Origin of the sequence: Microbulbifer yueqingensis (genome assembly GCF_900100355.1) — a bacterium.
Taxonomy (GTDB): Bacteria; Pseudomonadota; Gammaproteobacteria; order Pseudomonadales; family Cellvibrionaceae; genus Microbulbifer; species Microbulbifer yueqingensis.
This window is the reverse complement of the sequence record NZ_FNFH01000002.1, coordinates 157,706-183,876: the sequence shown is the minus strand read 5'-3', so window position 1 is coordinate 183,876 and position 26,171 is coordinate 157,706. Positions and strand designations below refer to the sequence as shown.

The window sequence follows — 26,171 nt, the reverse complement described above, 5'->3', positions numbered from 1 at the left end:
TGGTTTTGAATTTTATAATTCGAACGTAAAAATAAGTTTGATTTAGTTGAAAGTAATTTCAATTAATAGATTTGTGGGATGCTTTCTGTCAGAGTGCTGGTGCAGGGTTTTTAGGTCAGGGGTGAGCGTTTTGTCGGTCGAAGTAAGGTTTCTCCAGTAAGGCGCGCTGAGTTATCACGCATGGCTACCATCGGTGTGGCCTGTTACTGGTATGAGAAATCTGTCGATTGAGATAAACAGTGGAGAAGCGCTTGCATTGTTTTTTTGGCCTCGGTCTTTTGATGCTAAGCCATGGTTTTATTGGTTTTTTTTGGCTTTTCGATTGCCTTTAGGTGCGGTCAAAATATTTCATGGAAGTCTTAATTTATGCGATTTTGCCAATGTAGACCAAAGTAAATGAGGCCAAAGCCTGGGGTGTTACCTACGCCCAGGCTTGGTTCGGCCGTCATCAGGCTTTCTGCAATTGCTCCCGCACACTGGCCAGCTTGATGCAGAGCACCAGGACCGACATGGCGGTATCCAGCTCCTCGAGTGGTGGGAAACTGGGCGCGATGCGGATATTGCGGTTCTCCGGATCCTTGCCGTAGGGGAAGGTGGCGCCGGCGGGGGTCAGCTTCACGCCCGCCTCCGCGGCCAGGCGTACTACCTCGGTGGCGCAGCCGGGGCGGGTGTCGAAGGAAATGAAGTAGCCGCCGTGAGGCTTTTCCCAGCTGCCCAGGTCGGAATCGCCAAACGCGTTTTCCAGGTGCTTGAGCACGCACTCAAACTTGGGTTTGAGGATTTCGGCATGCTGCTGCATGTGCTCCTTGAGCAGGGTGAACTCGGGGAAGAGCCGCGAGTGGCGCAGCTGGTTCACCTTGTCAGGGCCGATGGTCATGGCCTGCATCTGCTTCTTCAGCGAGTCCAGGTTGGCGGAGCTGGCGCTTACGAAGGCGATGCCGGCGCCGGCGTGGGTGACCTTGGAGGTGGAGGCGAACTGGATCACTGAATCGGTGGTGTCATTCTCGATGGTGGCCGAGCGGATACTGGGCAAGTTGACGTGCTGGTCCAGGTCGTGGATCGCATAGGCGTTGTCCCAGAAGATCCGGAAGCCGGGATTGGCCACCTGTCCCAGCTGGGCCAGCCGGGTAACCGTGTCCTGGTTGTAGGTCACCCCAGTCGGGTTGGAGAACTTGGGCACGCACCACATGCCGATAATCTCCTGGTCCTCGCGCACCAGTTTTTCCACTGTATCCATGTCCGGGCCGGTGGCGGTCATGGGGACGTTCACCATGCCGATGCCAAGCTGCTCGCAGATGGTGAAGTGGCGGTCGTACCCCGGTACCGGGCAGAGGAACTTGGGCGCCGCCATTTCGCGCCAGGGTTTCGTGCCGGCGAAACCGAACAGGTATCCCGTGAGCACGGCGTGATACATCAGGGTCAGGGAACTGTTGCCACCGGCCATCACTTCCTCGGTGGGTACCTGCAGGATGTCGGCGCCGAGCGCGCGGCTGCAGGGCAGGCCGTCCAGGCCGCCGTAATTGCGGGTATCGATGCCGTCGGGTGAGCGATAGTCGCCATTCAGGATGCCATCCAGCCTGTCGGACAGGTGTAACTGCTCTGCGGACGGCTTGCCGCGGGTCAGGTCAAGGTTGAGTTCGTGTTGGCAAATTCGCTGGTACTGGGTTTCCAGTTCCTTTTCCCATTCCTGCAATTGATTGCGGGTGGCGGAGTCGATTCGCACGGTCATGCCTCGTGTAGCTGCTTACTGAGGGGGCGAGCTTAGCAGGCCTGGATGGGCGACGTCAGCAACTATTGTTGGCGGGGCGTCCATTATCCGATCATTTATTGCGCGCTGAGAGCGCGGAAATCGGCGGCGTATTCCCGCAGGGTGCGGGTCAGGTGCTGGCGCTGCTCGTCGGTGATAGTGGCGAAAATCTGCTCTGCGAGTTCCCGGGCCCGCCTCTCCCTTTCCTGCTGTATCAGGCGGTACTCCGCCGACCAGAGCTGCTCGGGATTATCGATGAGGTCGCGCAGCCGGGCCAGCCAGTTCCCGGGGCGTCGCCACAGCAGGTCGATGAAGCTGGCCTGCCACTTGCGGCGCTGCTGGTCGCGCAGGAGCGGATTGTAGGCAACCTGCTCTACCCAGGCGGCAATCAGCTGTTCCTGGGTGTCGCTGAGTGAGCCGAGCCAGCGTTCACTCTGTTTGCGGATCCGCTTCAGGCGCCGCTTCTGGACCTTTTCCGGCGACTTGCGCCACTTCTCCAGGCTTTCCTCCCGCTTCTCGCGCAGGTTATATGCGAGTTCCTGAACCTGCTCCCGCTGCAAGGTCGCAGTGAGAGGCAGCAACAGATCGTATAGTTTTGCGCTGGATGTCTCCCAATAAGCGGTGGCCTGCTGTTCGACGGCGGGCAGGTCCCCGGGACCCAGCTGCCGCGACTCTATGCGGGCGGCGAGGTTCTCGAAGTAGTCCGCGTACTCAGGTAGCTGTGTGCGCCGGTGCCAGGCATGGAACTGGGTGAGGGCACGGCGCAGCTGCTGTTCCTGCTGGTCGGTGAAATCTACATAGTCGTCAATCTGCCAGCGCATCCAGCGGTCCAGCTGGTTGTACGCGAACTGGATGCTGGAGCAGCCGGGGAGCAGAAGGACGAGGGCCAGGAGCAAAAGGTATCCATGCAGCCTGGCACGGAAAGCCCCGGGCCCCGGTTGAACAGATCTGGTTTTGAAAGGACCGGGAACCATTCACGCCTTCCTTATGCGACACCGTTTCCCGCTGGAACAGGAAAGTCTCCTTTTCATTAAGACACAATTTGGGGGCTCCGATTCGGGTTCAGGGTGCGAAGTGGCGCGAATTTGTCGGTAGTCGGGAGGAGGCGGTTCCTATCTGACCCAGACTTCCACCCGGCCGTTCTTGAGCGGAGCGTGTTCGGCATCGGCGGTGAGGGGCGCAAAGGCCCCCAGGGCCAGCACCCTGATACGGCTGATGTCATGATCGCGCAACAGCGCGCCCCGCACCTTGAGCGCACGGAAGCGGGAGATCAGTTCAGAGACATTGTCGCTGGAGCGCTGGTCCGAGAACCCGACCAGGGTCAACTCCACTTCCCGATCGGCCTGTGCGAGAAACTCTTCCAGGCGGCGCAGGTCTTTCAGCGCGCGATTGTCGAGCTCGGCGCTGCCGTCTGTGAAGCGGAAGGAGATGCTCAGTCGCTCCGCCTCGCGCATAAGCGACTGATAGGCCTCGGGCGCATTGGGATAGGGCGCCATTTTAAGGGTCACGGGAGAGAGGTCGATGAACCCTGTCTGCGCAACGAGTGCCTGGCCGACCCCCGACTCGACGAAGTCGAGAAAGCCGTCCACTTGTGGATCGTAATGGCCGGGATTGCGGTAAAGGTAGAGCCGCCGGGTGAGGGGGAAATCTTCCGTGGCTACGATGCCCCTGTGCGGCACCACGGCGGCCAGTTCACCAGCCTTGATCGCCACCTTGTGTATGTCGGCGGCATCGGCGAAAGGCAGGTAACCGATGGCGGCTGCCTCGGAGGTGATTAGCTGGTGTGTTTCTGCATTGCCAGAGACCTCGTACACGTGCGAGGCCGCCGGGCGGCCGGCGCCGAATACCTCTTTGTCGAAGGTCGCCCGGGTGCCGGATTCAATATCGCGGTGGAGGGGCCGGATAGCGAGATCGGCGCCACCGAGCTCCCTCCAGTTGCGTATTTTGCCGGAGTAAATATCGCGCAAGTCCCCCAGAGCCAGCTGCCGCACACTGTTCGTCGGGTGGACCGCTACCACGAGTGCATCCAGGCCAATGACATGCTCCGCCGCCGCACCGGTCATGTCGCCGAAGCGGCCCAGGCGGTTTATCTCCCCCTCCTTGATTCTGCGCGAGGCCATGGCGATGTCTGTTGTGCCAGCGTCCAGGGCCTTGAAGCCGGTGCCGGAACCGAGGGCAATGATCGGCACCTCTACCTGTCGGCCATGCAGCTCGGCCCTGACCAAGTGGCGTTCACCCTCACTTCGGTGGGTGATAGTGCGGGCGTTGAGGCTTTCGAGGTAACCCATGACGAGGGCCGGGGCCAGCTCCGCGCCGATGGTGTTTGAACCTGTCAGCCTGAACAGGACCTGCGACTCCATGCCGGCCACCGGGGTGCCGGCCACCGGGGTGCCGGCCACCGGGGCTGTGGCGATCCACAGTGTTAATGTCAGGGCGAAAGCCTGCGTAAACCGCATCGATACATCCTCGTATATTCTGTTGTTATTCCTTCTCGAGGCCACCTGGTGTTACGGCCGGGGGACTGCGAAGCGGGCGCCGTTATCGCAAAAGAATGTGACAGATTTATTGCATTGCCGTACGGCGCGGTTTGTGGGGGGGGGCGCCAACCTGGAGAGCTGGGGCGGAATGGCGGCACAAAATCGCTAAAGGACCTGAAATTTATGACAGCGCTGTCAGTCATGCTGTAGTATGCCCGGAGATCAGGACCCAGCTGCTCTGGCGCGTTTCTTCAGCGCCGCTGCCCGGGCGTCACGGGAGAGAAATAGCGGGAACTCAGGCAAGCGCATGACAGCGGATATTCCGGGAGACAGATGTAGATGGTGACGGCGAGAGACAGTGGCTGCCTTTTTATCGGAATCGACGGCGGCGGCAGTAAGTGCCGTGCCTCTATCGTCGATGCCCGTAACCGCGTATTGGGTAGCGGAGTCGCCGGGCCCGCCAACCCGCACCACGGCTTCGCACAAACGATCGACTCGGTGGTCCGTTCCGCTTCCCTGGCGCTGGCCGATGCGGGGCTTCCCAGCAATCTGCTGGGCAAACTTGTGGCCGGGGTGGGACTTGCCGGCGTGAATATGCCCAGCCTCTATAACAGGGTGGCTTCCTGGTCACACCCGTTCGGCAAAATGTACCTGACCACTGACCAGCATTCGGCCTGCCTGGGCGCCCATGGCGGCGAGGACGGGGCAGTGATCATTGCCGGCACTGGCTCCTGTGGCTACGCATGGGTAGGCGGGCGTGCCAAAGTCCTGGGAGGACACGGCTTTCCCCATGGCGACAAAGGCAGCGGCGCCTGGATGGGCATGGAGGCGGTGAAGTACCTGTTCCTCGCCCTCGACGGGCTGGCGCCGGATTCGCAGCTCAAGGGCGAACTCCTGCGGGCACTGGAGAGTCGCGATGCGAACGAGGTGTTTGAAAAGATTGGAGGCGGGCCCTCCAGTCACTACGCTCGTCTTGCAGTACAGGTGGTTGAGTGTGCGGAGGCGGGTGACCCGATAGCCAGCGAGATCATGCGGGATGGAGCGTCTTATATCAGTGATCTTGCCGGCAAGTTGCTGGAGTCCGGCGCTCCGCGGCTGTCGATTATGGGTGGGCTGGCACTGCGGCTGCGTCCCTGGCTGGCGCCTCCCATCGCCGAGCGCCTGGCGGATCCACTGGATCCGCCCGAAATCGGTTGTGTGTACTTTGCCCGGCAGTCACTGGCAGCGGAACTGAGAGCGGGCGCCGCCGGTGCAGACGGATTCCCCCAAAATGACAGTAGAACCGTGCTGGGCTAACAGGGAGTGCCCGGTTAGCAGAAGGGCGGTTAACAGGGAGAGCGGCGTGACAATACTATGGCTTCAGGGGATCCCGACGGGATAACACAGGTAGGCAGAACAATGGTCATGACGGTTATGGAAACGGAGGCCCGCGAGGCGCCCGACAGGATTGCCGAGCAGTTACAGGGTAATGCCCACATAATGGCGGAGCTGGGTGAAAGGCTGCGTCGCGACCCACCGCGGTTTGTAATGATTGTGGGGCGCGGCTCCTCTGACCATGCCGGGGTCTTTGCCAAGTACCTGATAGAGATCGAAACCGGCGTGCCGACTTTTGCCGCCGCACCTTCGGTTTCCAGCGTCTATGGACGCAGGCTCAAACTGGAAGGGGCCCTGGTACTGGTCATTTCCCAGTCCGGCCGCAGTCCCGACATACTCGCCCAGGCGCGAATGGCGCGGGAGGCCGGTGCCTACACCGTGGCGATGGTCAATGATGAGTCGGCGCCGATCAAAGACATCGTCCACCTTATGGTCCCGCTCAAGGCGGGCCCTGAAAAAGCCGTCGCAGCCACGAAAAGTTACCTCGCCACCCTCTCTGCGGTACTCCAGCTGGTGGCCAACTGGACGGAGGACCAGGGATTGCTGGGGGCAGTTGAAGCGCTGCCCCAGACCCTGCGCGACGCAGTAGCGGCGGAAATCCAGCTGCGGCCGGAGGATGTGGCTTCGGTGAGGAACCTGGTGGTCCTGGGGCGCGGGCCCGGCTACGGCATTACACGGGAGCTGGCCCTGAAGCTAAAGGAAGTCTGCAATATCCATGCGGAGTCTTTTTCCAGTGCCGAATTCCTGCACGGACCTGTAACGCTCGTGGAGCAGAAACTGACCGTGATCAACGTACCGATTGAAGATGAATCCTTCCAGACCCACAGCGAGCAGATCGCCGACATTATTCGCCGCGGCGGTACCCTGATCAATCTGCATGTGCCGAGCCAGGGCGTGCATCCCCGTGTGGCGCCACTGGCGCTCCTGCAGCGTTTCTATATCGACGTTGCCCATGTGGCGGTGAGTCGCGGGATTAACCCGGACGAGCCGGCCGGCCTCAAAAAAGTTACCCAGACTGTCTGAGCACCGCATAAAAAAAGGGAGTGAAATATGGCGGAGTCACGGATTCTCATCGCGGAGCAGCTCTTTGATGGTGAACAACTGCACGCTGATATTCCGCTCGAGATTGACAGCACCGGCAAAATCCTTGCCGTCGGCGATGGTATCTCGGGAGAAGGGGAGCGGCTGCAGGGCCTGCTCGCTCCCGGCCTGGTCGATGTCCAGGTTAACGGTGGCGGCGGGGCTCTGTTCAACAACGATCCAACCGTCGATTCGCTGAGGAAGATGAGCGCTGCCCACTCCCGCTACGGCACCACCGGCTTCCTGCCCACGCTGATTACCGATGAAATCCGGGTAATGCATCAGGCGGCTGGCGCGGTCAGCACAGCACTGCGCGAAGGGATTCCCGGCGTCCTGGGGGTGCATTTCGAGGGGCCCCACCTCAGCGCGCCCAAGAAGGGTACTCATGAGGAGAGGTTCATCCGGCCGCTTACAGATACAGAGCTGGAGATTTACGCCCGCGACGACCTGGGCATAAAGGTGGTTACCATCGCGCCGGAGAACGTCGCCACCGGCGATATTCACAGGCTGGTGAAGCTGGGGGTCAAGGTCTGCCTCGGCCACAGCAATGCTGACGGGGCTACCGTCGCGGCCGCGCTGGAGGCGGGCGCCACCGGCTTCACCCACCTGTACAACGCCATGTCCCCGCTCCATTCGCGGGAGCCGGGCATGGTGGGGATGGCCCTGATCAGTGATGACGCATGGTGTGGGCTAATCGCAGATGGCCATCACGTGAGTCCCGCGGCCATGATCCTGGCCCTGAAAGCCAAGCCGCGCGGGAAAGTCATGCTGGTGACCGATGCCATGTCCCTGGTGGGCAGCAATGAAAGCAGCTTTCCACTGTTTGACCGCATCGTGACCCGGGAAGGTGACCGTCTTACCTCTAGCACCGGTGAACTGGCCGGGTCCCAGCTGGACATGATCAGTGCGGTGCGCAATATCAGCGAGTGGTGCGGGGTGGGGCTGACGGAGGCGCTGCGCATGGCGTCGCTCTACCCGTCGCAGTTCCTCGGGCTTGATGGGGGACGGCTCGAGCCCGGCAGGGCCGCGGACATGATCCTGCTGGACAGTGACTGCAGTGTTAGCCGGACCTGGATTTCGGGAAGGGAGGTATTTCCTGCGCGGTAGCGCGCGGATTGGAAAATATCCACGATAGGAGGAATGCCCAGGGAAAACTGCCAGGGGGGAGCAGCTTTACCGCCGGGGGAGCTGTTACAGGCCGGGGGCTGGCCCGCTGGAGTCCCGTATCACCAGTTCGGGCGTGAATTCGCGCTGGATAGCGCTTTCCTGGCTGCCAGTGCCACCCTCGCTTGATGTCTTGCCGCGAGCCTTGCTGAGCACAAGCGCCGCAGCACACTTTGCAATTTCATTGTTTGGCTGGTGGGCGGTGGTCAGCTTGGGCCAGGTCTGGCGGGAAAAGGGGCTGTCTTCAAAACCGACAATCGACAGCTGGCCGGGGATCTCAATGTTCATCAGCCGCGCGGCAAACAGCGCCCCGGCCGCCATTTCGTCATTGCTGGCGAAGATCGCGGTGGGCGGGGCGTCGCCATTCATGAGTTTCTTCGCCCCGTCTACACCGGATTCGAATGAATACTCGCCCCGCAGGATCAGCGACTCGTCGATCGAGAGGCCGACTTGTTCCAGCGCCCGCCGATAGCCCTCGAGACGGCCGTGGGTCGAGACGTGCTCTTCGCCTCCGCAAAGAAAGCCAATCCGTTTATGCCCGAGTGCCAGCAAGTGTCCGGTCAGCTCGAACGCCGCCGCAGCGTCGTCTACCTGGATGCAGTTATCCGCCTTCGCCACTTGCACCGCCTTGGAGACGATGCGGACATAGGCGACATCCAGCTGGTCCAGGGTTTCAATGATCGACTCACTTTCCGAGAAGGGTGGTGTGAGCACCAGCCCCGCGACTTTCGAGTGGTCGACAAGCTGCTTGAGTTCCCGGTGTGCGGTGGGCGACTTCGAGTCGCTTGGGTGAATCAGGAGTTCGTAACCCTGCGCCTTGCAGGCCTCGAGAATGCCGTTCTGCATGTCGATGACATAGTAGGCGTTTGGATTGTCGTAGATGAACGCAATCGTATAGGCGCGGGAGCCGGCCAGGTTGCGCGCTGCCAGGTTGGGCTGGTAATTCAGGGCCTTGACCGCATCCTCTACTTTTTTCCTGGTGGCCGGACGCACGGAGGGCTCGTTGTTGATCACGCGCGAAACGGTCTTTATGGATACGCCTGCACGAGCGGCGACGTCAGTGATGGTAACTGTCATTGGTAGCGGCCTTGTCTTTCCCGTGTCGGTCCCTCGGGGCGCTGTCCCGCAGTCTATCAGTATTCCCCGCCCGCATCGCCTTCCCCCGCGGCGCAACTATAGCCGGCACCTCAGAGATCCGCGGGCGGGAAGCGCGGCTGCACCGGAATCTCCCGACTTCCTGAAGTAATACTACAAAACACTCTGTCGATCCCGGTGCATGCTGGCAGCCCCGTGTCTGGCAGCGCAGCCTCCGGCCTTCCTCAGTCCGCCGACACTCGCCAAGGTGGGTGGGCAGGCGCGGCTTTCCCGGCACGGCTCCCGTGGATGAGGCAGCGATGTGACCGCTGATTCTCGTGCCGGTCAGTATCGCTCGCCCTTGCGGTTCCATTCTTTCTGCCGGCACGGGCTGGACCGCAATGGCGGACGGTCGCTCCCTCGTTGGCCCATGGCCGGCCGGCAGTTGGGGATGGCGCGAGCGCAGAAGAGGGGGGAGGGGGGCGTATGGAGTGGCGGGTGAGGGCGGGTCCCGAATCCGGTCTCACGGGTTGGCCGAATGCAGGCTTACTACAGTGGGGCGTTCAAAAAATAACCTGCAGGACCCTGTGTGAGTGCGCCGGCTTGAAAGAGTTTGTAAATTTACTACATAATGGCGGCGTACGCGGTAACGGAGTATCGCGAGCGCCGTTTCAGTGGCGCCGGAGCCGATTTTCCGGGGCTGGCAGCGGCCGAGAGTCGCCTCCCGGCCAGCAGTGGCGGGTACCCCCCCCCCCGGGAAGCGGTGCCTTGTCGGAGGAGGCGAGAAAACGCCAGGGAAACAGTTTCCCGCCCCGGCGTGCAGAGCCGCCGGGTTCGCGCCCCTCGGCTGCGCTATATAAGCACAAGGTTCTGCCACAGATCGCGGCCTGGAAAATTCTTCTTTATGCCGCCGGGGCCCGCAATTGGGTGAAGGTCCCCTGTCGGCACTACAACGAAAGCGGTGGTGTTGTTGTCAGCAGGCGCGGGAGCGCTCCGATAGTGCTCCTGCAGCCTATCCCGGCCAGGAATGCCGTTCCGCGAAGCTGGGGGCTGGATCCCACACGTTGCCGGACGAATACACAATAGAGCAGAAAGTTTATGGTACACAGTAAGGTCCAATCGGTAACCGAGCGCATTATCGAGCGCAGTGAGCAAACTCGCGCCGAGTATCTCGACCAGATTGAAAAGGCACATATCGAGGGCCGGGCGGCCAGCCACCTCGGTTGCGGCAACCTCGCCCACGCCATTGCTGCCTCCAGCCAGGAGGAGAAGAACCTGATCGCTTCTGGCCGCGGGCCTAACCTGGCCATCGTCACTGCGTACAACGACATGCTCTCCGCGCACCAGCCCTACGGTACCTATCCGGAACTGCTCAAGCAGGCCGCCCTGCGCAATGGGGCAACCGCACAGGTGGCCGGCGGCGTACCCGCCATGTGCGACGGAGTGACCCAGGGCCGTGCGGGCATGGAGTTGAGCCTGTTTTCACGGGATGTCATTGCCATGGCCACCGCGGTTGCCCTGTCCCATGACGTATTTGAAGGCAGCTTGTACCTGGGGATTTGCGACAAGATCGTCCCCGGGCTGGTAATCGGCGCCCTGGCCTTCGGTCACCTGCCGGCGGTGTTCGTGCCGGCAGGGCCGATGCCGTCGGGCCTGTCCAACCCGGAAAAGGCACGGGTCAGGAAACTGTATGCAGAGGGTAAGGTCGGACGCGACGAGCTGCTGGCCGCCGAGAGCGCCTCCTATCACAGCCCCGGTACCTGCACCTTCTACGGCACTGCCAACAGCAACCAGATGCTGGTGGAGATCATGGGCCTGCAGCTGCCGGGCAGCTCCTTTGTCAATCCCGGTACCGAGCTCCGCGAGGCCCTGAACGAAGCGGCCGTGAAGCAGCTTGTGCAGATTACCGAACCAAGCCATCACACCCCGATCGCGAAAATCCTTACGGAAAAAGCCTTTGTCAACGGCATTGTCGGCCTGCTGGCTACCGGTGGCTCTACCAACCATACGCTCCACCTGGTGGCTATGGCGCGTGCGGCCGGTATCCAGATCACCTGGCAGGATATGGCAGACCTTTCCGACGTGGTGCCACTGATGTGCCACGTTTACCCGAATGGCATTGCCGACATCAATCACTTTGCCGCTGCGGGCGGCATGCAGTTCCTGATCCGGGAGCTGCTCGGCGCCGGCCTGCTGCACGATGACGTGCACACGGTATTGGGTAACTCCGGCCTCAAGCCATACTGTCACGATCCCTTCCTCAACGATGACAAGAGCGGCGTGATCTGGCGGCCTACGGTGGAGGAGTCCGGCGACCCCGATATCATCCGGCCGGCCAGCGACCCATTCTCCCATCACGGTGGGCTGCAGCTGCTACAGGGGAACATCGGGCGCAGTGTAATCAAGGTTTCCGCGCTGAAGCCTGACCAGTTGAAGGTCAAGGCTCCGGCCATTGTCCTGAACGACCAGAACGAGCTGCTCGAGCGCTTCAAGGCCGGTGAGCTGGAGCGGGATTTTGTCGCGGTGGTGCGCTTCCAGGGGCCGCAGGCTAACGGTATGCCGGAGCTGCACAAGCTGACACCGACACTGGCGGTACTGCAGGACCGTGGATTCAAGGTGGCCCTGGTGACAGATGGGCGGATGTCAGGTGCGTCGGGCAATGTTCCAGCCGCTATCCACGTCTCACCGGAAGCTGCCGACGGCGGCAATATCGGCAAGGTTCGCGATGGCGACGTGATCGAGCTTGATTCCGAGGCTGGCATCCTCAAGGTGCACGTGGACGAGGCCGAACTGGCCGCGCGGGAGCCTGCCGAAGCCGATCTTCGCGGCAATGCACGGGGCATGGGCCGCGAACTGTTTACCAATATGCGCGCACTTGCCAGTGGAGCCGAGAGCGGCGCAAGCATTCTCTATTAACCAGGTAGGGCTCCCGCGGGAGCCTGAGCCCTTTCAGGATGACAGAGCAAAAACTATGAATAATCCTTTCGATATGGTCTTGTTTGGCGGAGTGGGTGACCTTGCATTGCGCAAGCTTATTCCTGCTTTATATCGCGCCTACCTGGAGGGCGGCCTCGCAGGAGACAGCCGGATTTTGCCGGTATGCCGCCGGGAGGAGGACGTCGAAAATTACCTGGATCGCGCCCGTGAGGCACTGAAAACACACCTCCGTGACGGCGAGTACAGCGAGTCCGTGTGGGAGTCGTTCAGCAAGCTCCTCCGGGCCGTTTCCCTGGATATTTCCAAGCCCGACGAGAAATGGGACCAGCTCGGTGACATCCTCGGCGCTGACGAGCAGCGTGTACGCCTCTTCTACCTGGCTATTCCGCCCGCAGTATTCGGCCCCTGTTGTGAGAACCTTTCACTGAAAGGGCTGATCCACTCGCAGTCGCGGGTAGTGGTGGAAAAACCCCTGGGCTATAACGCCCAGACTTCCGCCGAGATCAACGACAAGATCGGCGAGTTTTTCCCCGAGAACCAGATTTTCCGCATCGACCACTACCTGGGCAAGGAAACCGTACAGAACCTGCTTGCACTGCGCTTCAGCAATGTGCTGTTTGAACACCTGTGGGACGCGAGCGTCATCGACCACATCCAGATCAGTATCTCTGAGACCGTTGGTCTCGAGGGCCGCGCCGGCTTCTACGATGAAACCGGGGCTCTGCGGGACATGGTGCAGAACCACCTGCTACAGCTTTTGTGCCTGATCGCCATGGAATCGCCCAACAGCATGTCCGCAAGGAATATCCGCGCAGAGAAGATCAAGGTGCTGGAGGCGCTCCGCCCGCTGGTGGGGGATGGCGTTGACGAGAACATCGTGCGCGGCCAGTACGTCGCTGGCGGCCTGGGCTCACAACTGGTTCCGGGCTACCTGGAAGAACTGGATGCCGCGTCCAGCAGCACCGAAACCTTTGTTGCCATCCGGGCGCATATCGACAACTGGCGCTGGGCGGGTGTGCCTTTCTATCTGCGTACCGGCAAGCGCATGGAGAAACGCTGCGCGGAAATCGTAATCCAGTACAAGAATGTTTCTCACCGTGTTTACGGCGAGGGTGCCGGCAAGGTGGTTCCCAATCGCCTGGTGATCCGCCTGCAGCCGGAAGAGAGCATCAAGCTGGTGCTGATGGCGAAGAAGATGGACAGCCTGGAAATGGAACTGCAGCCGGTGGAACTCAACCTGTCGCTGTCGGAGACCTACGACAGCTTCAAGAGCGATGCATACAAGCGCCTGATGCTCGATGCCGCCGCGAATAACTCCGCCCTGTTTATTCATCGTGAGGAGGTTGCCACGGCCTGGGCCTGGGTAGACCCGATCATTGACCACTGGCGGGAAACCGGTAGCCAGCCCCATCTTTATCGCGCCGGCAGCTGGGGGCCTGAAGCGGCAGATGAACTGCTGGAAGAGGACGGCCGCCACTGGTTCAACGCACAGTAACCTGTCGTGCCAAAGAACGATATTGAAGAAGCAATTCACCACCAATCGGACCTGAAGTCATGATGGTAGAAGAAAAATTTTATCCTGATCGTGAACGCCTGGTGATGGCACTGGCGAATGACTGCGCCAGTGCCCTTCAGCGCGGGATCAGGGAGCGCGAGCAGGCAGCCTTCCTGGTCTCGGGCGGCAGTTCGCCGAAGCCTGTCTATGAGGCGCTCTCCAAGCGACCGCTGCCGTGGAAGAAGATCAATGTTGCCTTGGTGGACGAGCGCTGGGTCGATCGCGGTGAAAGCGGCAGTAACCACAGCTTTATCGAAAACACCCTCTTGCAGAACTATGCCGCCGAGGCGCCCTTCCTGGGTATGAAAACCCCGCACCGGACAGCGGTGGAAGGGCAGGCAGACTGCGAGCGTGCCTATGCTGAATTGCCGCGGCCGTTCGATGTGTGCCTGCTGGGAATGGGCAGCGATGGTCACACTGCCTCGCTGTTCCCCCATGCCGATGGCCTCGAGGAGGCGCTACAACCGGAGTCCGGCCAGCTCTGCCGAGCAATAACCGCCAAGCAGAGTGAGGTTACCGGCAGTCACACGGAACGGATGACCCTCAGCCTGGCTGCGATCCTGCAAGCACAGGACATCAAGCTGCTGATTACCGGTGAAGAAAAGCTCAAGGTTTACCGCGAAGCGCTACTCGGTAGCGACGAGCTGGAAATGCCCATACGCAGTGTGCTGCGTCAGGGACTGAAGCCGGTGACTGTGTACTGGGCGCCGTGACCGGCGAGCATACCTCGCCCCCTGAATTGAAATCGAACTGGAATTGACACATGCAGAATAAGTTAGGAGAGGTGCTGGCGCAGGCGGGTGTCGTGCCGGTGCTGGTAATTGACAGTGCCAAAGAAGCCTTGCCGCTGGCGCAGGCCCTGGTAGAGGGCGGGCTGAACGTGCTCGAGGTCACCCTGCGCACAGAAGCCGCACTGGCGGCCGTGGAAGAAATCGCCAGGCACCTTCCCGATGCTCACGTAGGTACCGGTACCGTCATGAACCCCGGCGACCTGCGTCGCTCAGTAGACGCCGGGGCCACATTCATGGTGAGCCCGGGTACCACCGAAAAGCTGCTTGACGCCGCCGAGGACTGCCCGGTGCCCCTCCTGCCGGGAGCAGCCACTCCGTCAGAGGTGATGCGTCTCTATGAGCGGGGCTACGAGTACCAGAAATTCTTTCCCGCACAGGCGGCTGGCGGTGTGCCGATGCTGAAATCCATTGGTGGCCCGGTGCCCCAGGTGAAGTTCTGTCCCACCGGAGGAATCACTCCCGCCAATGCGAGAGATTTCCTGGCCCTTCCGAACGTGATCTGTGTCGGGGGCTCCTGGATGGCCTCGGCAGCACTCCTCAAAGAAAAGAGCTGGGACGAGATTACGCGTCTCGCCCGCGAGGCGAAGGCACTGGCGCTGCCCTAGGACAGGGCGGGGCGCGTGCGCCGTCCGCTGGAAAATACTTTAGTAACAAATTCAATAATTGAGGCTTGGGATATGAAAATCAAAATCGCGATCAATGGCTACGGCCGTATCGGGCGCAATGTTACCCGCGCAATTTATGAATCCGGTTACAGCGACCGGGTGCAGCTGGTCGCCATCAACGACCTGGCTCCGGTGGAATCCAATGCGCACCTGACACGCTTCGATACCATTCACGGCCGGTTCAATACTCCGGTCAGTGTGGACGGTGACACGCTGCTGATCGGTAGCGATCGCATCCGCGTATGCCAGGAGAGGGACCCGGCCCAGCTGCCGTGGAAAGAGCTCGGTGTCGACCTGGTGCTCGAGTGTACCGGCCGCTTCACCGGCAAAGAGGCCGCCTCGGCGCATATCACCGCAGGCGCCAGGGCTGTGCTGATTTCGGCGCCGTCCAAGGATGCGGACCTGACGGTGGTCTACGGCGTGAACGACGACAGGCTCACCGCCGAGCACAAAGTGGTCTCCAATGCCTCTTGTACGACCAACTGCCTGGCACCGGTGGCGCAGGCCCTGCACCGCGAACTCGGAATCGAGCGCGGTTTCATGACCACCGTGCATGCCTATACCAACGACCAGAATACCCAGGACGCGGTGCACGCCGATATCTACCGGGCCCGTGCGGCCGCCGACAACATGATTCCTACCAAGACCGGTGCCGCGGCGGCGGTTGGCCTGGTGCTGCCCGAACTCAAGGGGCGCCTGGACGGCATGGCGGTACGCGTGCCGGTGAGCAACGTCTCACTGGTGGATTGCCAGTTTATCGCGGACCGCGATACTACCGTGGAAGAGGTCAACCAGATTATGGAGCGCGCTGCCGAAGCCAGTGGCGGGGTGCTGACCTATTGTGACCAGCCCCTGGTCTCCGTCGATTTCAATCACACTACCGCGTCCAGCCATTTCGATGCCAATCACACCCGTGTCAATGGCAACCTGGTTAAGGTCATGGCCTGGTACGACAATGAATGGGGTTTTTCGCACCGGATGCTGGATACCACTATTGCCATGGCGGAAGCCCTGGAAGTGAACAAGGCTGCCGCAGAGACCGCCTGATCCGTCGCCGGGCAAGCCAAGGGTCCGCATCGCGGGAAATCAGTATTCAATAAACGACATTTTTATATGATTCGACACACTAAAATCGTTGCCACCCTCGGGCCGGGTACCGACAAGCCGCACGTAATCGAGGAGATGATCCGGGCCGGCGTGAACGTTGTCCGCCTGAACTTCTCTCACGGCAGTGCCGATGACCATCGTCGCCGGGTCGAGGAAGTTCGCAGTGCTGCAGCGGCACAAAACCGGTTGGTGGCGGTGCTGGGCGACCTGCAGGGACCGAAGATCCGCATCGCGCGCTTTGCGGAGGGCAGTGTCTGTCTGGAAAACGACGCTGAATTTACCCTGGATGCAGACTGCCCGACCGAGGGTGGTGATGCGCACCGTGTGGGCGTCGACTTCCCCTCACTGATCGAGGATTGCCAGACCGGCAATATCCTGTTGCTGGATGACGGCAAGATCCGTCTCGAAGTCACCGGCACTACTCCCACCAAGCTCTTCTGCCGGGTCCTGCAGGGCGGCAAGCTGTCCAACAACAAGGGCATCAACCTGCTTGGCGGTGGCCTGTCTGCGCCGGCACTGACAGAGAAGGATTACCGGGATATCAAACTGGCAGCGGAACTCGATGTGGATTTCCTCGCGGTCAGTTTTCCGCGATGTGCCGAAGACCTGGAAACCGCTCGTCGCGCCATGCAGGAAGCGGGCAGCCAGGCGGCGATCGTCGCCAAGGTTGAGCGGGCCGAGGCGGTGGCGGACGACGAGGTCATGGACAAGCTGATCCTCGCTGCCGACGCAATCATGGTTGCGCGGGGTGACCTGGGGGTGGAGATCGGTGATCCGGCATTGATCGGCGTGCAGAAGAAGCTGATCAACCGGGCGAATGCCCTCAACCGTGGAGTGATTACCGCCACCCAGATGATGGAGTCGATGATTACCAGCCCCACGCCGACGCGGGCGGAGGTGATGGATGTGGCCAATGCGGTGCTGGACGGCACCGACGCGGTAATGTTGTCTGCGGAGACTGCCGCCGGCGATTACCCGGTGGCTGCCGTCGAGTCGATGGCAGATGTGATCGTTGGGGCGGAGCAATACCTCGGCAGCGTTCCGCGCCCGCTTGGGCAGCGCGGCGCCTCCGAGCGGATCGATACCGTGATTGCCCAGGCCGCCATCGATGCGGCCGCCCGGGTCGAGAACCTGTGTGCGATTGTGGCGCTGACCGAATCCGGACGTACTCCGCGGATCATGTCCCGGGCCACCACCCGGCTGCCGATTTATGCCCTGACCAGGCATCCGCGGGTGGCGCGCCAACTGGTGCTTTTGCGGGGCGTGGAGCCGGGAGAGTTTGACCCGGCCTCGGTTCCCCTCGGCCACCTGACTGAATCCATTATCGAGGTCCTGAATTCGCGCATCGACCTGCAGCGGGGCCAGCGAATCCTGATCACCCAGGGCGAGCGCCTGAACGTGAACGGTCATACCAGCTCGATGCGGATCAAGGAAATCGAGTAAGTGGTTTACAGCCGGGTTCACAGCTAATAGTGGCGCCCGGCTGTCCCTCACCAATACCCGGCTTCCCTCGCGATGATGAGCGGTATCCCAGGTGGCGTGGCTCACCGGGCCGGAAAGCGACATAACCGGCTGAAAAGTCTCAGATACTGCTTCCCTTTTTGCGTTTGAAAAATATACTAGCTGGGCGAATTACAGAATAACCAAGCTAAATGAATGGTGTAGTATGTCCGAGAAGAATCCTCCCAAGATTGTCCCGCTCAGCAGCGAGACCCACAAGTCGCTGAAGATCCGTGAATTGGGCGGCTTCGAGCACGTCAAGAGCGCACATATGGTCCCGGTTACCGCGCATGAATTTGCTCGCCTGGGAGCGGAATACCCGATTGTCTTCGTCAAGAACTCCGAGACTGACAAGTTCCAGGCTGTGGCCCTGCTTGGCCTCAAGACTGGTGAGAACCTGTTCCTCGACGGTGAGCGGTGGCAGGGTGTGTTCGTCCCCGGGAGTATCCGTAACCACCCCTTCGTGCTCGCCCCGTCCCCCAACAACGACGAACAGCTGATGGTGGGCCTGATCGAGAACAGCCCGCTGGTCAGTGAAGAAGAGGGTATCAACCTGTTCACCGAAGCCGGTGAGGAGAGTGATTACCTGAAGGCCAAGAAGGAATCCCTGGCCAGTTTCCTTGAGAGCGACCGTCTTACCCAGGCATTTGCCAGTGAGCTGGACGGTAAGGACCTGCTGGTTTCCCAGACCGTCACTGTCAACGCCGGCGAAGAGAAGATCCACCTGAACGGCATGTATATCATCGATGAGAAGAAGCTGAATGAGCTCAGTGATGAGGACTTTGCCAGTTTCCGCAAGCGTGGCTTCCTGCCCGCGCTGTACGCGCATCTGGGATCCCTGCACCAGCTGACAAGGCTGGCGAGGCTGCAGGCTGAAGCCTGAGGATCGGGGACCGGCGAGGCCGGACCCCATCCCCACACCGGCGGTAGCCAGCTACCGCCCGGTGCCGAGGTAAACTCTTGACCTTTCCCTCTATGCGTTACCTGCCCTGGTTCCTGTTTCTTGCCGCTTTTTACGGTGCCTGGCTGTTACTGCTTGCCGGCTTCCAGCTGTGGGAGCATGCCGGGCAGCACTGGCCGATGGCCGTGGCCATGGCGCTGGGAAGCTATGCGGCCGGATCCACCCCGATGGGGGGCGGCACCGTTGGCTTTCCGGTGCTGGTGCTGGTTTTTGATATGCCGGCGAGCCTCGGCCGGGACTTCAGCTTTGCCGTGCAGTCGGTGGGCATGGTCAGTGCGAGCATTTTTATCCTCTGTCGCCGGCAGCAGCTCGCCTCCTCCATGCTGAGGGGAGGGCTGCTTGGCGCAATCCTGGCTGTCCCGCCGGGTATCCTGTTTTTTGCCCCACTGGTACCTGAACTCTGGGTCAAGCTGGTGTTCGCCGTGCTGTGGGGCAGTTTCGGGCTTCTGCACCTGTATCGCCTGCGGGAGATTACGGCCCATGACCACGCCGGGGACCCTGCCTGTCCCCAGGACTTCCGCATCGGCCTGGGCCTGGGTGCCCTGGCTGGCTTCAGCGCGGTTTCGGTAACCGGGGTGGGGATCGATATGGTGATTTATGCAGCGCTGGTGCTGCTGAGTCGTGTGGACCTGAAGGTTGCGATTCCCACCTCGGTCATCGTAATGGCGTTCGCCTCCGTAATCGGTGTCATCGTGAAAACCCTGGCCGGGGACTGGCAGCCGGAGGTTTTTGGCAACTGGCTTGCAGCTGCCCCGGTGGTGGCGGTAGGAGCGCCCCTCGGGGTTTTTGTGGTCAGCCGCATCGGCCGCAAACCGACCCTGCTGGTGGTCGCGCTGCTGTGCGTGGGCCAGTTCGCCTGGACCTGTATCTCGGAGAGGGCGACCCTGGGGACGGCCGGTATCCTGGCTTCCCTGCTGGCGGTACTCGCCTGCCTAGGTGGTTTTGAGCTGCTCCGCGTGCTTGGCCTGCGAAGGGAAGCGCGCCGTCTCACACGAGCCGGAGAGGGTTCCGCCTCCACGGACATGTCGTCTGCAATGGGCCTGCTCACACGCTGAGTGTCTCTCGCCCGGGCGATATGGACGCCATCCAGGTCGAACTTTCGTCTTCCTCGTACTGTTGGGTTATCAGGGACGCTCATGCCGCTGGCCTGCCGGGAGCCGGTTAGTCAGGGCTTGGCAAGCTAAGTCTTTGAATGCCCGAATTTGGAGGTGAGAGCCAAGAGCAGATGATTACCGGGGCGTCCCCGGGAGCTTCGCTCTGACTTAGGTGCGCGAGGGAAAATGGCAGGGCCGGTAGGATGAGCTTTGCCTGTCGGCTCGCTGGTCTCCGGCGGCTTTGCCGCCTGCGGCTCGAACCTGCCGAGCGTGGGAGCTTCGACCTGATAGGTGCGAGTCGGGAAAATGGCCGGGGCGGTAGGATGAGCTTCGCCTGTCGGCTCGCTGGTCTTCGGCGGCTTTGCCGCCTGCGGCTCGAACCTGCCGAGTGTGGGAGCTTCGACCTGATAGGTGCGAGTCGGGAAAATGGCTGGGGCGGTAGGATTCGAACCTACGCATGACGGGATCAAAACCCGCTGCCTTACCGCTTGGCTACGCCCCAGTTTCTGGGCTGCAGAAGAGGTTCCTGCAGTTAGAAAATGGTAGCAAGGGGGAGACTTGAACTCCCGACCTCAGCATTATGAGTGCTGCGCTCTAACCGGCTGAGCTACCTTGCCACTGTCTTTTCAAACAAGTCTCGGCTAACCGAGGGCGCGCATTATCGGGCGCCTGAGGAGGGCTGTCAACCCCCAATTTTCGTTTCTTTTCAGTAAGTTAGCGAATCGAGCGAGTTTTCGCCCGGGCGCCTTGTTTCGTCCTCTGGGCGCCCTGTGGGGCTCCTAGCGCCCGCGCCCGATGGCTGCGAAGAGCGAGCCGCATACCACGATCGCGGCGCCCAGCCAGCTCACCCAGTTCAGGGGCTCCACTTCAATATAGCCCGGCCAGATGGCGCCGATGACAGTGCCGATCAGCAGGGTCATCAGGGGCACCAGTGCCAGGGTGGCGCTGACCCGGGATGCCTCCCAGCAGGCCAGGGCCTTGGTGAATGCGCCATAGGCCACCAGGGTGTTGACGGTCAGGAACAGCAACAGGCCCCATTGGACCCAGCTCAGCCCGGTTACGCTGAGCGGCGCCGCTCCGGGCAGGAAGCAGACGGTCCCCGCAATATAGATCAGTACCAGCAGGTCCTGGGCACGGGCGTGGGAGAGGATTTTCTTCTGGAAGAATCCGTACACCGCCCAACCCACGGCGGCCAGCACAAAGAACGCCAGGCCCACCAGGTATTCGGTATTGCTGCCGCTTATCAGTTCCGGCAGGCGCTGGTTGAAAAACAGGGGCAGTCCCGTGAGAACCATGCCCACGCCCAGCCACTGGCGGGGTGAGAAGCTCTCGCCAAGCCAGATGACACTGGACACCAGTAACAGCAGCGGCGCCAACTGGATTACGATCTGGGCGGCCCCCGGGGTGATGTACCTGAGGCCCGTGGCATAAGACAGGTAATTGGTCAGCAGGCCCGCCACCGCCAGCAGCGTGAGGGGCAGCAGGGAGCGCTGGAACAGCTGGCGGAGACTCAGGTGGCGTCTCCACCGGTAGTACCCGCCGGCGAGCAGGGCTGCGCCGGCGAAACGGTACCAGGTGGCGGTGGTGGCTGTGATCTCTTCCAGTAGCCCCTTCAGGGCGATGGGCAGCAGGGCCCACATGAATGCGGTTACCAGGGCGAGGGGTAGGCCGACACGCCAGTTGGATTCCATCATGGACTGTTACCGAACCTGTTGTATCCGGGCGTGACCGGATCGGGGGCGCTCTTGAGGCCGATAGCGGGCTCTGCGGAGGATCCGCAGCATGCGGCGGCCCGTTGTGCGGGCCGCCGGAAATCGGATCAGACGTTGAAGCGGAAGTGAATTACGTCGCCATCCGCGACCACATAGTCCTTGCCTTCCAGCCGCCACTTGCCCGCTTCCTTGGCGCCCGCCTCGCCGTTGTGGGCCACGAAATCGTCGTAGCTCACCACTTCGGCGCGAATAAAGCCCTTCTCGAAATCGGTATGGATCTTGCCAGCTGCCTGGGGCGCGGTGGCGCCCAGCGGAATGGTCCAGGCGCGGACTTCCTTTACGCCGGCGGTGAAATAGGTATGCAGGCCCAGCAGGTCGTAGCCGGCCCGGATCACGCGGTTCAGGCCCGGCTCCTCCATGCCCAGTTCCTCGAGGAACTCCTGCTTTTCATCGTCGTCCAGCTCCGCAATCTCGGCCTCGAGCTTGTTGCAGATGGGTACCAGGACAGCGTTTTCCTCTGCCGCGATCGCGGCCACGGCATCAAGGTGCGGGTTGTTCTCGAAACCGTCCTCGTCGACATTGGCGATGTACATGGTCGGCTTGATGGTCAGCAGGCTGAGTTCGCGCAGGCTGGCCAGCTCGTCCTCATTCAGCCCGAAGGAGCGCAGCGGCCTGGCTTCGTCCAGGTGCGGTTGGATCTTTTCCAGCAGCGCCTTCATCTTGATGGCGTGCTTGTCCTGGCCCTTGGCCGCGCGGGTATAGCGCTGCAGAGCCTTCTCGACGGTGTCCAGGTCTGCCAGGGCCAGCTCGGTATTGATTACCTCGATGTCCGACACCGGATGCACCTGGTTGGCAACGTGGATGACATTGTCATCCTCGAAGCAGCGGACCACGTGGGCAATGGCGTCGGTTTCGCGGATATTGGCCAGGAACTTGTTGCCCAGGCCCTCACCCTTGGACGCGCCCGCCACCAGGCCGGCGATGTCGGTGAACTCCATGGTGGTGGGGATCACTTTCTGCGGCTGGACGATCTCCGCCAGCTTGTCGAGGCGCGGGTCGGGTACCGGAACCACGCCGGCGTTCGGCTCGATGGTGCAGAAAGGGAAGTTCTCAGCGTCGATCCCCGCCTTGGTCAGTGCGTTGAACAGGGTGGATTTGCCCACGTTTGGCAGGCCGACGATACCGCAAGTAAAGCCCATGGTCTGGTTCCTGTTTGCTCATTCAGCGATGGACCGCCTTGGCGCCCATCGAGTGTATTGGTGTCCGGAAAATTGGATCGGCAGTTTACTTTGCCGTCGTCTTGGCTGAGTGCAGCTCTGTCATGGCGGCGCCCCAGTCGCCAGTAGCGGCGGTGGGCATCACGTCCAGTGAGCGCTCGATGGCCTCGGCCAGTTGTTCCTGCTCGGCACGGGGGGCGCGCTGCAGCACAAACCTGACCACTTCCCGGGAACTGCCGGGATGGCCGATACCCAGGCGCAGGCGCATAAAGTCGCGGCTGTTGCCCAGGGCCGCAATGATATCCCGCAGGCCGTTGTGGCCACCGTGGCCACCGCCGAATTTAAGGCGTGCGGTGCCCGGGGGCAGGTCCAGCTCATCGTGAGCAACCAGAATGGCCTGGGGGGGGATCTTGAAAAAATTCGCCAGTGGGCCGACAGACTGCCCGCTGCGATTCATATAGGTAGTGGGGATCAGCAGGCGGATGTCCCGCCCGCCGATATGCACCCGGCCGGAGAGGCCGTGATACTTGCTGTCGGACGCGAGCTGGGCGCCGTGGCGGCGGGCCAGCTCGGTGACAAAGTCGGCACCGGCGTTGTGGCGCGTCCGGTCGTATTCCGGGCCCGGGTTGCCGAGCCCTACGATCAACTGGATGGGCGTATCCGGTGCCTTGGACAAAGCGCTTACTCTTCGCCGCTCTCGCCTTCGGCTTCGCCTTCACCTTCTTCGCCTTCGGCTTCAATCGCGCCGCGCGGCTTGTGAACGGAAGCGACAACCAGGTCGTGGTCTTCACCGTGGGCCAGGTCCACGGACTCAACGCCTGCCGGCAGCTTGATGTCGGAGATGTGGATGGTGCCGTCCATTTCCAGGTTGGCCAGGTCCACTTCGATGAACTCCGGCAGCTTGGAGGCCGGGGCGCTGATTTCCAGCTCGTTCAGGGTGTGGGAGACGATACCGCCTGCCTTGACGCCCTTGCAGCTGTCTTCGTTGAGGAAGTGCAGCGGCACTTTCAGGTGGACCTTGGTATTGGCGGATACGCGCTGGAAGTCAGCGTGCAGCAGGATCTGCTGGGCCGGGTGGCGCTGCAGGTCGCGCAGGATCACGCTCTCTTTCTTGCCGTCAATTTCCAGGGTCAGCACGGAGGAGAAGAAGGATTCGTCCTCCAGCGCCTTCCACATCTCCTTGGCCAGCAGGGAGATGGAGGTCGGCTTGGCCTTGCCGCCGTAAACGATGGCGGGTACACGGCCTTCCTCGCGACGCAGGCGGCGGCTCGCACCTTTCCCCTCGTCGCTGCGGACGGTTGCATTCAGGGTGAAATCAGACATGGGTTAAACCTCAGGTTGTCTGCCCAGGACGACCTGCGACCGGACCGCCCTGGCATTGCTGTAAAAAGGCCCCTACCTGATGGTGGAGCCAATAGTAAACGCCCGGGCGTAGCCGGGCGGGCGCGTATTCTAAGGCAATCGCCGCGGCAGTGCCAGTGCGGCGAAGGCTTTTGGCGGGGCTGTGGTCCGGGTGGGGATCAGGAGCGGAACATGGCCGACAGGGATTCCTCGTTGCTGATCCGGCGTACGGATTCCGCCAGCATCGCGGACAGGGTGAGCTGGCGGATCTTGGGCGCCTGCTGCATCTTGTCGCCCAGCGGGATGGAGTCGGTCACCACCAGCTCATCCAGCACCGAGTTGTTCAGGTTCTCGATGGCTGCGCCGGACAGTACCGGGTGGGTACAGTAGGCCACCACTTTCTTGGCGCCGTGCTCCTTGAGGGCATTGGCTGCGTTACACAGGGTGCCGGCGGTATCGACCATGTCGTCTACCAGCAGGCAGGTGCGGTCACTGACTTCGCCGATGATGTTCATCACCTCGGCGACATTGGCGGCCGGGCGACGCTTGTCGATGATTGCCAGGTCGCAGTCCAGGCTCTTGGCTACCGCGCGGGCGCGTACCACGCCGCCGATATCAGGGGAGACGACTACCAGGTCCTCGTAGTTCTGGCGCTCGATATCGTCGAGCAGGACGGAGGAGCCGTAGACATTATCCACCGGAACATCGAAGAAGCCCTGGATCTGCTCCGCGTGCAGGTCCACGGTCAGGACCCGGTCGATGCCCACGCTGACCATCATGTCCGCGACCACTTTGGCGGAAATGGGCACGCGCTGGGAGCGCACACGACGGTCCTGCCGGGCATAGCCGAAATAGGGCACAACAGCGGTGATGCGTCCCGCAGAGGCGCGGCGGAGTGCGTCCACGAGCAGGATCAGTTCCATCAGGTTGCGGTTGGTCGGCTGGCAGGTGGACTGGACCACGAAAACGTCGCGGCCGCGTACGTTATCGGTAATTTCCACGGCAATTTCGCCGTCTGAAAAGCGCTTCACCACCGCTTCGCCCAGGGGAATTGCCATTTGGTCGACAATTTTCTGTGCCAGCTCCGGGTTGGCATTGCCGGTAAAGACCATTAAGTCAGCCACTGCGTGTACCTTTTGATCTGTTGTGTGGTTTCAGGGGTTGAAGTTTAGATGCCCACGATTGTGAAAGCTTGTAGTGCGCAGTAGCGTCACCTTCTGCCGTGGCGGCGCAGGCGGCCGCGGGGGAGTCTCGATCTCTGTCAGCTTGGCGCCAGGGGCGCCGCCTCGGTTCGAACCTGTCGAGTGCCGGGGCTTCGATCCGCTATATGCGAACCGGGAAATATGGCTGGGGCGGTAGGATTCGAACCTACGCATGACGGGATCAAAACCCGCTGCCTTACCGCTTGGCTACGCCCCAGTGGGCTTGCGAGCTCTCAGGGAGCCGCGTTCGCGAGTCGCTCATGGGTTGGGGAAGTATTCACTCCCGCAGCGACAAAACCTTTCCACCCGGTGGGCAATTGGCGCAGTACCTGTTGAGCCTCCTGGCTACTGTCGAATGCTGCGAACACACAGGCCCCGGTGCCGGTCAGTTGTGCCTGGGCAAACTGCTGCAGCCACTCTCTGGCCGCGCGCACCTGGGGGTAAAGGTCCTCGACCAGCGCCTGGCAATCGTTGGTGGAATACTCTTCCAGCCAGCGGGGATCCAGCCGCCCGTCGCGAAGGTGCGGTAATGTAATTGCGCCGGAATCTCTTGTCAAACGTGGGTGCTGAAATACCGCCGCCGTGCTCACGGAGCAGCCGGGTACGACCACCAGGTAATGGCGTTTCTCGGTATCGACCGGCACCAGTGCCTCGCCAATGCCCTCGGCCCAGGCCGTGTGGCCGCGGACGAAGACCGGCACATCGGCACCGAGCTTGCGGCCGAGCTCCGCCAGCCTGTCAATGGAGAGGTTGCATCGCCAGAGCCGGTTGAGTCCCAGCAGCGTGGTTGCGGCATCGCTGCTGCCGCCACCGATGCCGCCGCCCATGGGGAGGCGTTTGCGCAGGTGGATGTTAGCCCCCCGGCTACACCCGCATTCGTTCCTGAGGATCATGGCCGCCCGGTAGACCAGGTTGTCCTGGAGGGGGATCTGGTCGTGGCCGGGTGCTCCGTCCACTTCCACGGCAATCATGCTGTCGTCCCTGGGCGCAAAGCGGAGTTCGTCGCCGAAATCAAGCAACTGGAACAGGGTCTGCAGCTCGTGATAGCCGTCGGGGCGGCGGCCGAGGATGCGCAGCAGCAGGTTGAGCTTGGCGGGGGCGGGCAGCGTCAGGCTGCCGGGGTGTGTTCTCGGGTCCAGGGGCATGGTCCAGGTGCGTTGCAAAAGGCGCAAT

Annotated in this window: 21 protein-coding genes and 3 tRNA genes; 11 read left to right on the top strand and 13 right to left on the bottom strand. The window is 61.6% G+C overall.

Going from position 1 to position 26,171, the window contains the following annotated elements:
- Positions 1–448: 448 nt before the first annotated feature.
- From BLT26_RS04670 to BLT26_RS04660, 3 genes are all read right to left on the bottom strand, one after another.
- Positions 449–1,723 (bottom strand): aspartate aminotransferase type Ic, encoded by a 1,275-nt coding sequence (locus tag BLT26_RS04670; protein WP_091510925.1) that lies wholly within the window; start codon positions 1,721–1,723, stop codon positions 449–451.
- 101 nt (positions 1,724–1,824) lie between these two features.
- Positions 1,825–2,643 (bottom strand): DUF6279 family lipoprotein, encoded by an 819-nt coding sequence (locus BLT26_RS04665; RefSeq protein WP_091509353.1) that lies wholly within the window; start codon positions 2,641–2,643, stop codon positions 1,825–1,827.
- Positions 2,644–2,859: 216 nt separating this feature from the next.
- Complete coding sequence (locus tag BLT26_RS04660) at positions 2,860–4,203, bottom strand: substrate-binding domain-containing protein (protein ID WP_091509347.1); 1,344 nt, start codon at positions 4,201–4,203, stop codon at positions 2,860–2,862.
- Between the two features lie 360 nt (positions 4,204–4,563).
- Here BLT26_RS04660 and nagK point away from each other — a divergent pair, with 360 nt between their 5' ends.
- The 3 genes from nagK to nagA all read left to right on the top strand — a co-directional run bounded on the left by nagK (position 4,564) and on the right by nagA (position 7,785).
- The gene (gene nagK / locus BLT26_RS04655; RefSeq protein ID WP_091509340.1) at positions 4,564–5,520 is read left to right on the top strand and encodes an N-acetylglucosamine kinase; all 957 of its coding nucleotides are present in this window, start codon (positions 4,564–4,566) and stop codon (positions 5,518–5,520) included.
- A gap of 108 nt (positions 5,521–5,628) precedes the next feature.
- Positions 5,629–6,621, top strand: coding sequence for a glucosamine-6-phosphate deaminase NagB-II (gene nagB-II, locus BLT26_RS04650; protein ID WP_245720592.1), 993 nt, complete (start codon positions 5,629–5,631; stop codon positions 6,619–6,621).
- A 27-nt stretch (positions 6,622–6,648) separates the two neighbouring features.
- Positions 6,649–7,785: an N-acetylglucosamine-6-phosphate deacetylase gene (gene nagA / locus BLT26_RS04645; protein WP_091509331.1), complete on the top strand. Its 1,137-nt coding sequence runs from the start codon at positions 6,649–6,651 to the stop codon at positions 7,783–7,785.
- A gap of 84 nt (positions 7,786–7,869) precedes the next feature.
- Here the strand turns inward: nagA and BLT26_RS04640 are convergent, their stop codons facing one another.
- Positions 7,870–8,919 carry a LacI family DNA-binding transcriptional regulator gene (locus tag BLT26_RS04640; protein WP_091509327.1) on the bottom strand — a complete coding sequence of 350 codons (1,050 nt, stop codon included), beginning with the start codon at positions 8,917–8,919 and terminating at the stop codon, positions 7,870–7,872.
- Between the two features lie 1,095 nt (positions 8,920–10,014).
- Here BLT26_RS04640 and edd point away from each other — a divergent pair.
- From edd to BLT26_RS04600, 8 genes are all read left to right on the top strand, one after another.
- Positions 10,015–11,832, top strand: a complete 1,818-nt coding sequence (gene edd, locus BLT26_RS04635) for a phosphogluconate dehydratase (RefSeq protein WP_091509323.1) — start codon at positions 10,015–10,017, stop codon at positions 11,830–11,832.
- 55 nt (positions 11,833–11,887) lie between these two features.
- Positions 11,888–13,348 (top strand): glucose-6-phosphate dehydrogenase, encoded by a 1,461-nt coding sequence (zwf, locus tag BLT26_RS04630; RefSeq protein WP_091509320.1) that lies wholly within the window; start codon positions 11,888–11,890, stop codon positions 13,346–13,348.
- A 59-nt stretch (positions 13,349–13,407) separates the two neighbouring features.
- Complete coding sequence (gene pgl / locus BLT26_RS04625; RefSeq protein WP_342706097.1) at positions 13,408–14,121, top strand: 6-phosphogluconolactonase; 714 nt, start codon at positions 13,408–13,410, stop codon at positions 14,119–14,121.
- A gap of 50 nt (positions 14,122–14,171) precedes the next feature.
- On the top strand, positions 14,172–14,804 hold the full coding sequence (locus BLT26_RS04620; RefSeq protein WP_091509316.1) for a bifunctional 4-hydroxy-2-oxoglutarate aldolase/2-dehydro-3-deoxy-phosphogluconate aldolase: 633 nt from the start codon (positions 14,172–14,174) through the stop codon (positions 14,802–14,804).
- Positions 14,805–14,876: 72 nt separating this feature from the next.
- Positions 14,877–15,911 (top strand): type I glyceraldehyde-3-phosphate dehydrogenase, encoded by a 1,035-nt coding sequence (gene gap, locus BLT26_RS04615; RefSeq protein ID WP_091509313.1) that lies wholly within the window; start codon positions 14,877–14,879, stop codon positions 15,909–15,911.
- Between the two features lie 66 nt (positions 15,912–15,977).
- On the top strand, positions 15,978–17,414 hold the full coding sequence (gene pyk / locus BLT26_RS04610; protein WP_091509310.1) for a pyruvate kinase: 1,437 nt from the start codon (positions 15,978–15,980) through the stop codon (positions 17,412–17,414).
- Between the two features lie 223 nt (positions 17,415–17,637).
- Positions 17,638–18,354: a SapC family protein gene (locus BLT26_RS04605; RefSeq protein ID WP_091509306.1), complete on the top strand. Its 717-nt coding sequence runs from the start codon at positions 17,638–17,640 to the stop codon at positions 18,352–18,354.
- Positions 18,355–18,431: 77 nt separating this feature from the next.
- A complete protein-coding gene (locus BLT26_RS04600; protein ID WP_245720591.1) occupies positions 18,432–19,487 on the top strand; it encodes a sulfite exporter TauE/SafE family protein in 1,056 nt (351 codons plus the stop codon).
- A gap of 466 nt (positions 19,488–19,953) precedes the next feature.
- On the opposite strand, the gene BLT26_RS04595 is transcribed toward BLT26_RS04600, so the two are convergent.
- The 9 genes from BLT26_RS04595 to ispE form a co-directional block, all read right to left on the bottom strand.
- Positions 19,954–20,028, bottom strand: a tRNA-Gln gene (locus BLT26_RS04595).
- A 38-nt stretch (positions 20,029–20,066) separates the two neighbouring features.
- A tRNA-Met gene (locus tag BLT26_RS04590) sits at positions 20,067–20,143 on the bottom strand.
- A gap of 162 nt (positions 20,144–20,305) precedes the next feature.
- Positions 20,306–21,220, bottom strand: coding sequence for a DMT family transporter (locus BLT26_RS04585; RefSeq protein ID WP_091509300.1), 915 nt, complete (start codon positions 21,218–21,220; stop codon positions 20,306–20,308).
- Between the two features lie 125 nt (positions 21,221–21,345).
- Complete coding sequence (gene ychF, locus BLT26_RS04580; RefSeq protein ID WP_091509296.1) at positions 21,346–22,437, bottom strand: redox-regulated ATPase YchF; 1,092 nt, start codon at positions 22,435–22,437, stop codon at positions 21,346–21,348.
- Between the two features lie 85 nt (positions 22,438–22,522).
- Entirely contained in the window at positions 22,523–23,131 is a 609-nt protein-coding gene (gene pth / locus BLT26_RS04575; RefSeq protein ID WP_091509292.1) for an aminoacyl-tRNA hydrolase, read from the bottom strand.
- A gap of 5 nt (positions 23,132–23,136) precedes the next feature.
- Positions 23,137–23,778: a 50S ribosomal protein L25/general stress protein Ctc gene (locus BLT26_RS04570; protein WP_091509287.1), complete on the bottom strand. Its 642-nt coding sequence runs from the start codon at positions 23,776–23,778 to the stop codon at positions 23,137–23,139.
- A 197-nt stretch (positions 23,779–23,975) separates the two neighbouring features.
- A complete protein-coding gene (locus BLT26_RS04565) occupies positions 23,976–24,908 on the bottom strand; it encodes a ribose-phosphate pyrophosphokinase (protein WP_091509285.1) in 933 nt (310 codons plus the stop codon).
- 232 nt (positions 24,909–25,140) lie between these two features.
- Positions 25,141–25,215: transfer RNA gene (locus tag BLT26_RS04560), tRNA-Gln, on the bottom strand.
- A gap of 16 nt (positions 25,216–25,231) precedes the next feature.
- Positions 25,232–26,170 carry a 4-(cytidine 5'-diphospho)-2-C-methyl-D-erythritol kinase gene (ispE, locus tag BLT26_RS04555; RefSeq protein ID WP_342706092.1) on the bottom strand — a complete coding sequence of 313 codons (939 nt, stop codon included), beginning with the start codon at positions 26,168–26,170 and terminating at the stop codon, positions 25,232–25,234.
- Position 26,171 lies beyond the last annotated feature (1 nt).

Excerpts from the sequence above, each read along its gene's own strand:
- BLT26_RS04605 (WP_091509306.1), top strand. The coding sequence starts at position 17,638 with ATGTCCGAGAAGAATCCTCCCAAGATTGTCCCGCTCAGCAGCGAGACC.
- pgl (WP_342706097.1), top strand. The coding sequence starts at position 13,408 with ATGATGGTAGAAGAAAAATTTTATCCTGATCGTGAACGCCTGGTGATG.
- gap (WP_091509313.1), top strand. The coding sequence starts at position 14,877 with ATGAAAATCAAAATCGCGATCAATGGCTACGGCCGTATCGGGCGCAAT.
- nagA (WP_091509331.1), top strand. The coding sequence starts at position 6,649 with ATGGCGGAGTCACGGATTCTCATCGCGGAGCAGCTCTTTGATGGTGAA.
- pyk (WP_091509310.1), top strand. The coding sequence starts at position 15,978 with ATGATTCGACACACTAAAATCGTTGCCACCCTCGGGCCGGGTACCGAC.
- nagK (WP_091509340.1), top strand. The coding sequence starts at position 4,564 with ATGGTGACGGCGAGAGACAGTGGCTGCCTTTTTATCGGAATCGACGGC.
- BLT26_RS04585 (WP_091509300.1), bottom strand. The coding sequence starts at position 21,220 with ATGATGGAATCCAACTGGCGTGTCGGCCTACCCCTCGCCCTGGTAACC.
- BLT26_RS04565 (WP_091509285.1), bottom strand. The coding sequence starts at position 24,908 with ATGGTCTTTACCGGCAATGCCAACCCGGAGCTGGCACAGAAAATTGTC.
- BLT26_RS04660 (WP_091509347.1), bottom strand. The coding sequence starts at position 4,203 with ATGCGGTTTACGCAGGCTTTCGCCCTGACATTAACACTGTGGATCGCC.
- edd (WP_091509323.1), top strand. The coding sequence starts at position 10,015 with ATGGTACACAGTAAGGTCCAATCGGTAACCGAGCGCATTATCGAGCGC.
- BLT26_RS04570 (WP_091509287.1), bottom strand. The coding sequence starts at position 23,778 with ATGTCTGATTTCACCCTGAATGCAACCGTCCGCAGCGACGAGGGGAAA.
- zwf (WP_091509320.1), top strand. The coding sequence starts at position 11,888 with ATGAATAATCCTTTCGATATGGTCTTGTTTGGCGGAGTGGGTGACCTT.
- ychF (WP_091509296.1), bottom strand. The coding sequence starts at position 22,437 with ATGGGCTTTACTTGCGGTATCGTCGGCCTGCCAAACGTGGGCAAATCC.
- nagB-II (WP_245720592.1), top strand. The coding sequence starts at position 5,629 with ATGACGGTTATGGAAACGGAGGCCCGCGAGGCGCCCGACAGGATTGCC.
- BLT26_RS04620 (WP_091509316.1), top strand. The coding sequence starts at position 14,172 with ATGCAGAATAAGTTAGGAGAGGTGCTGGCGCAGGCGGGTGTCGTGCCG.
- BLT26_RS04640 (WP_091509327.1), bottom strand. The coding sequence starts at position 8,919 with ATGACAGTTACCATCACTGACGTCGCCGCTCGTGCAGGCGTATCCATA.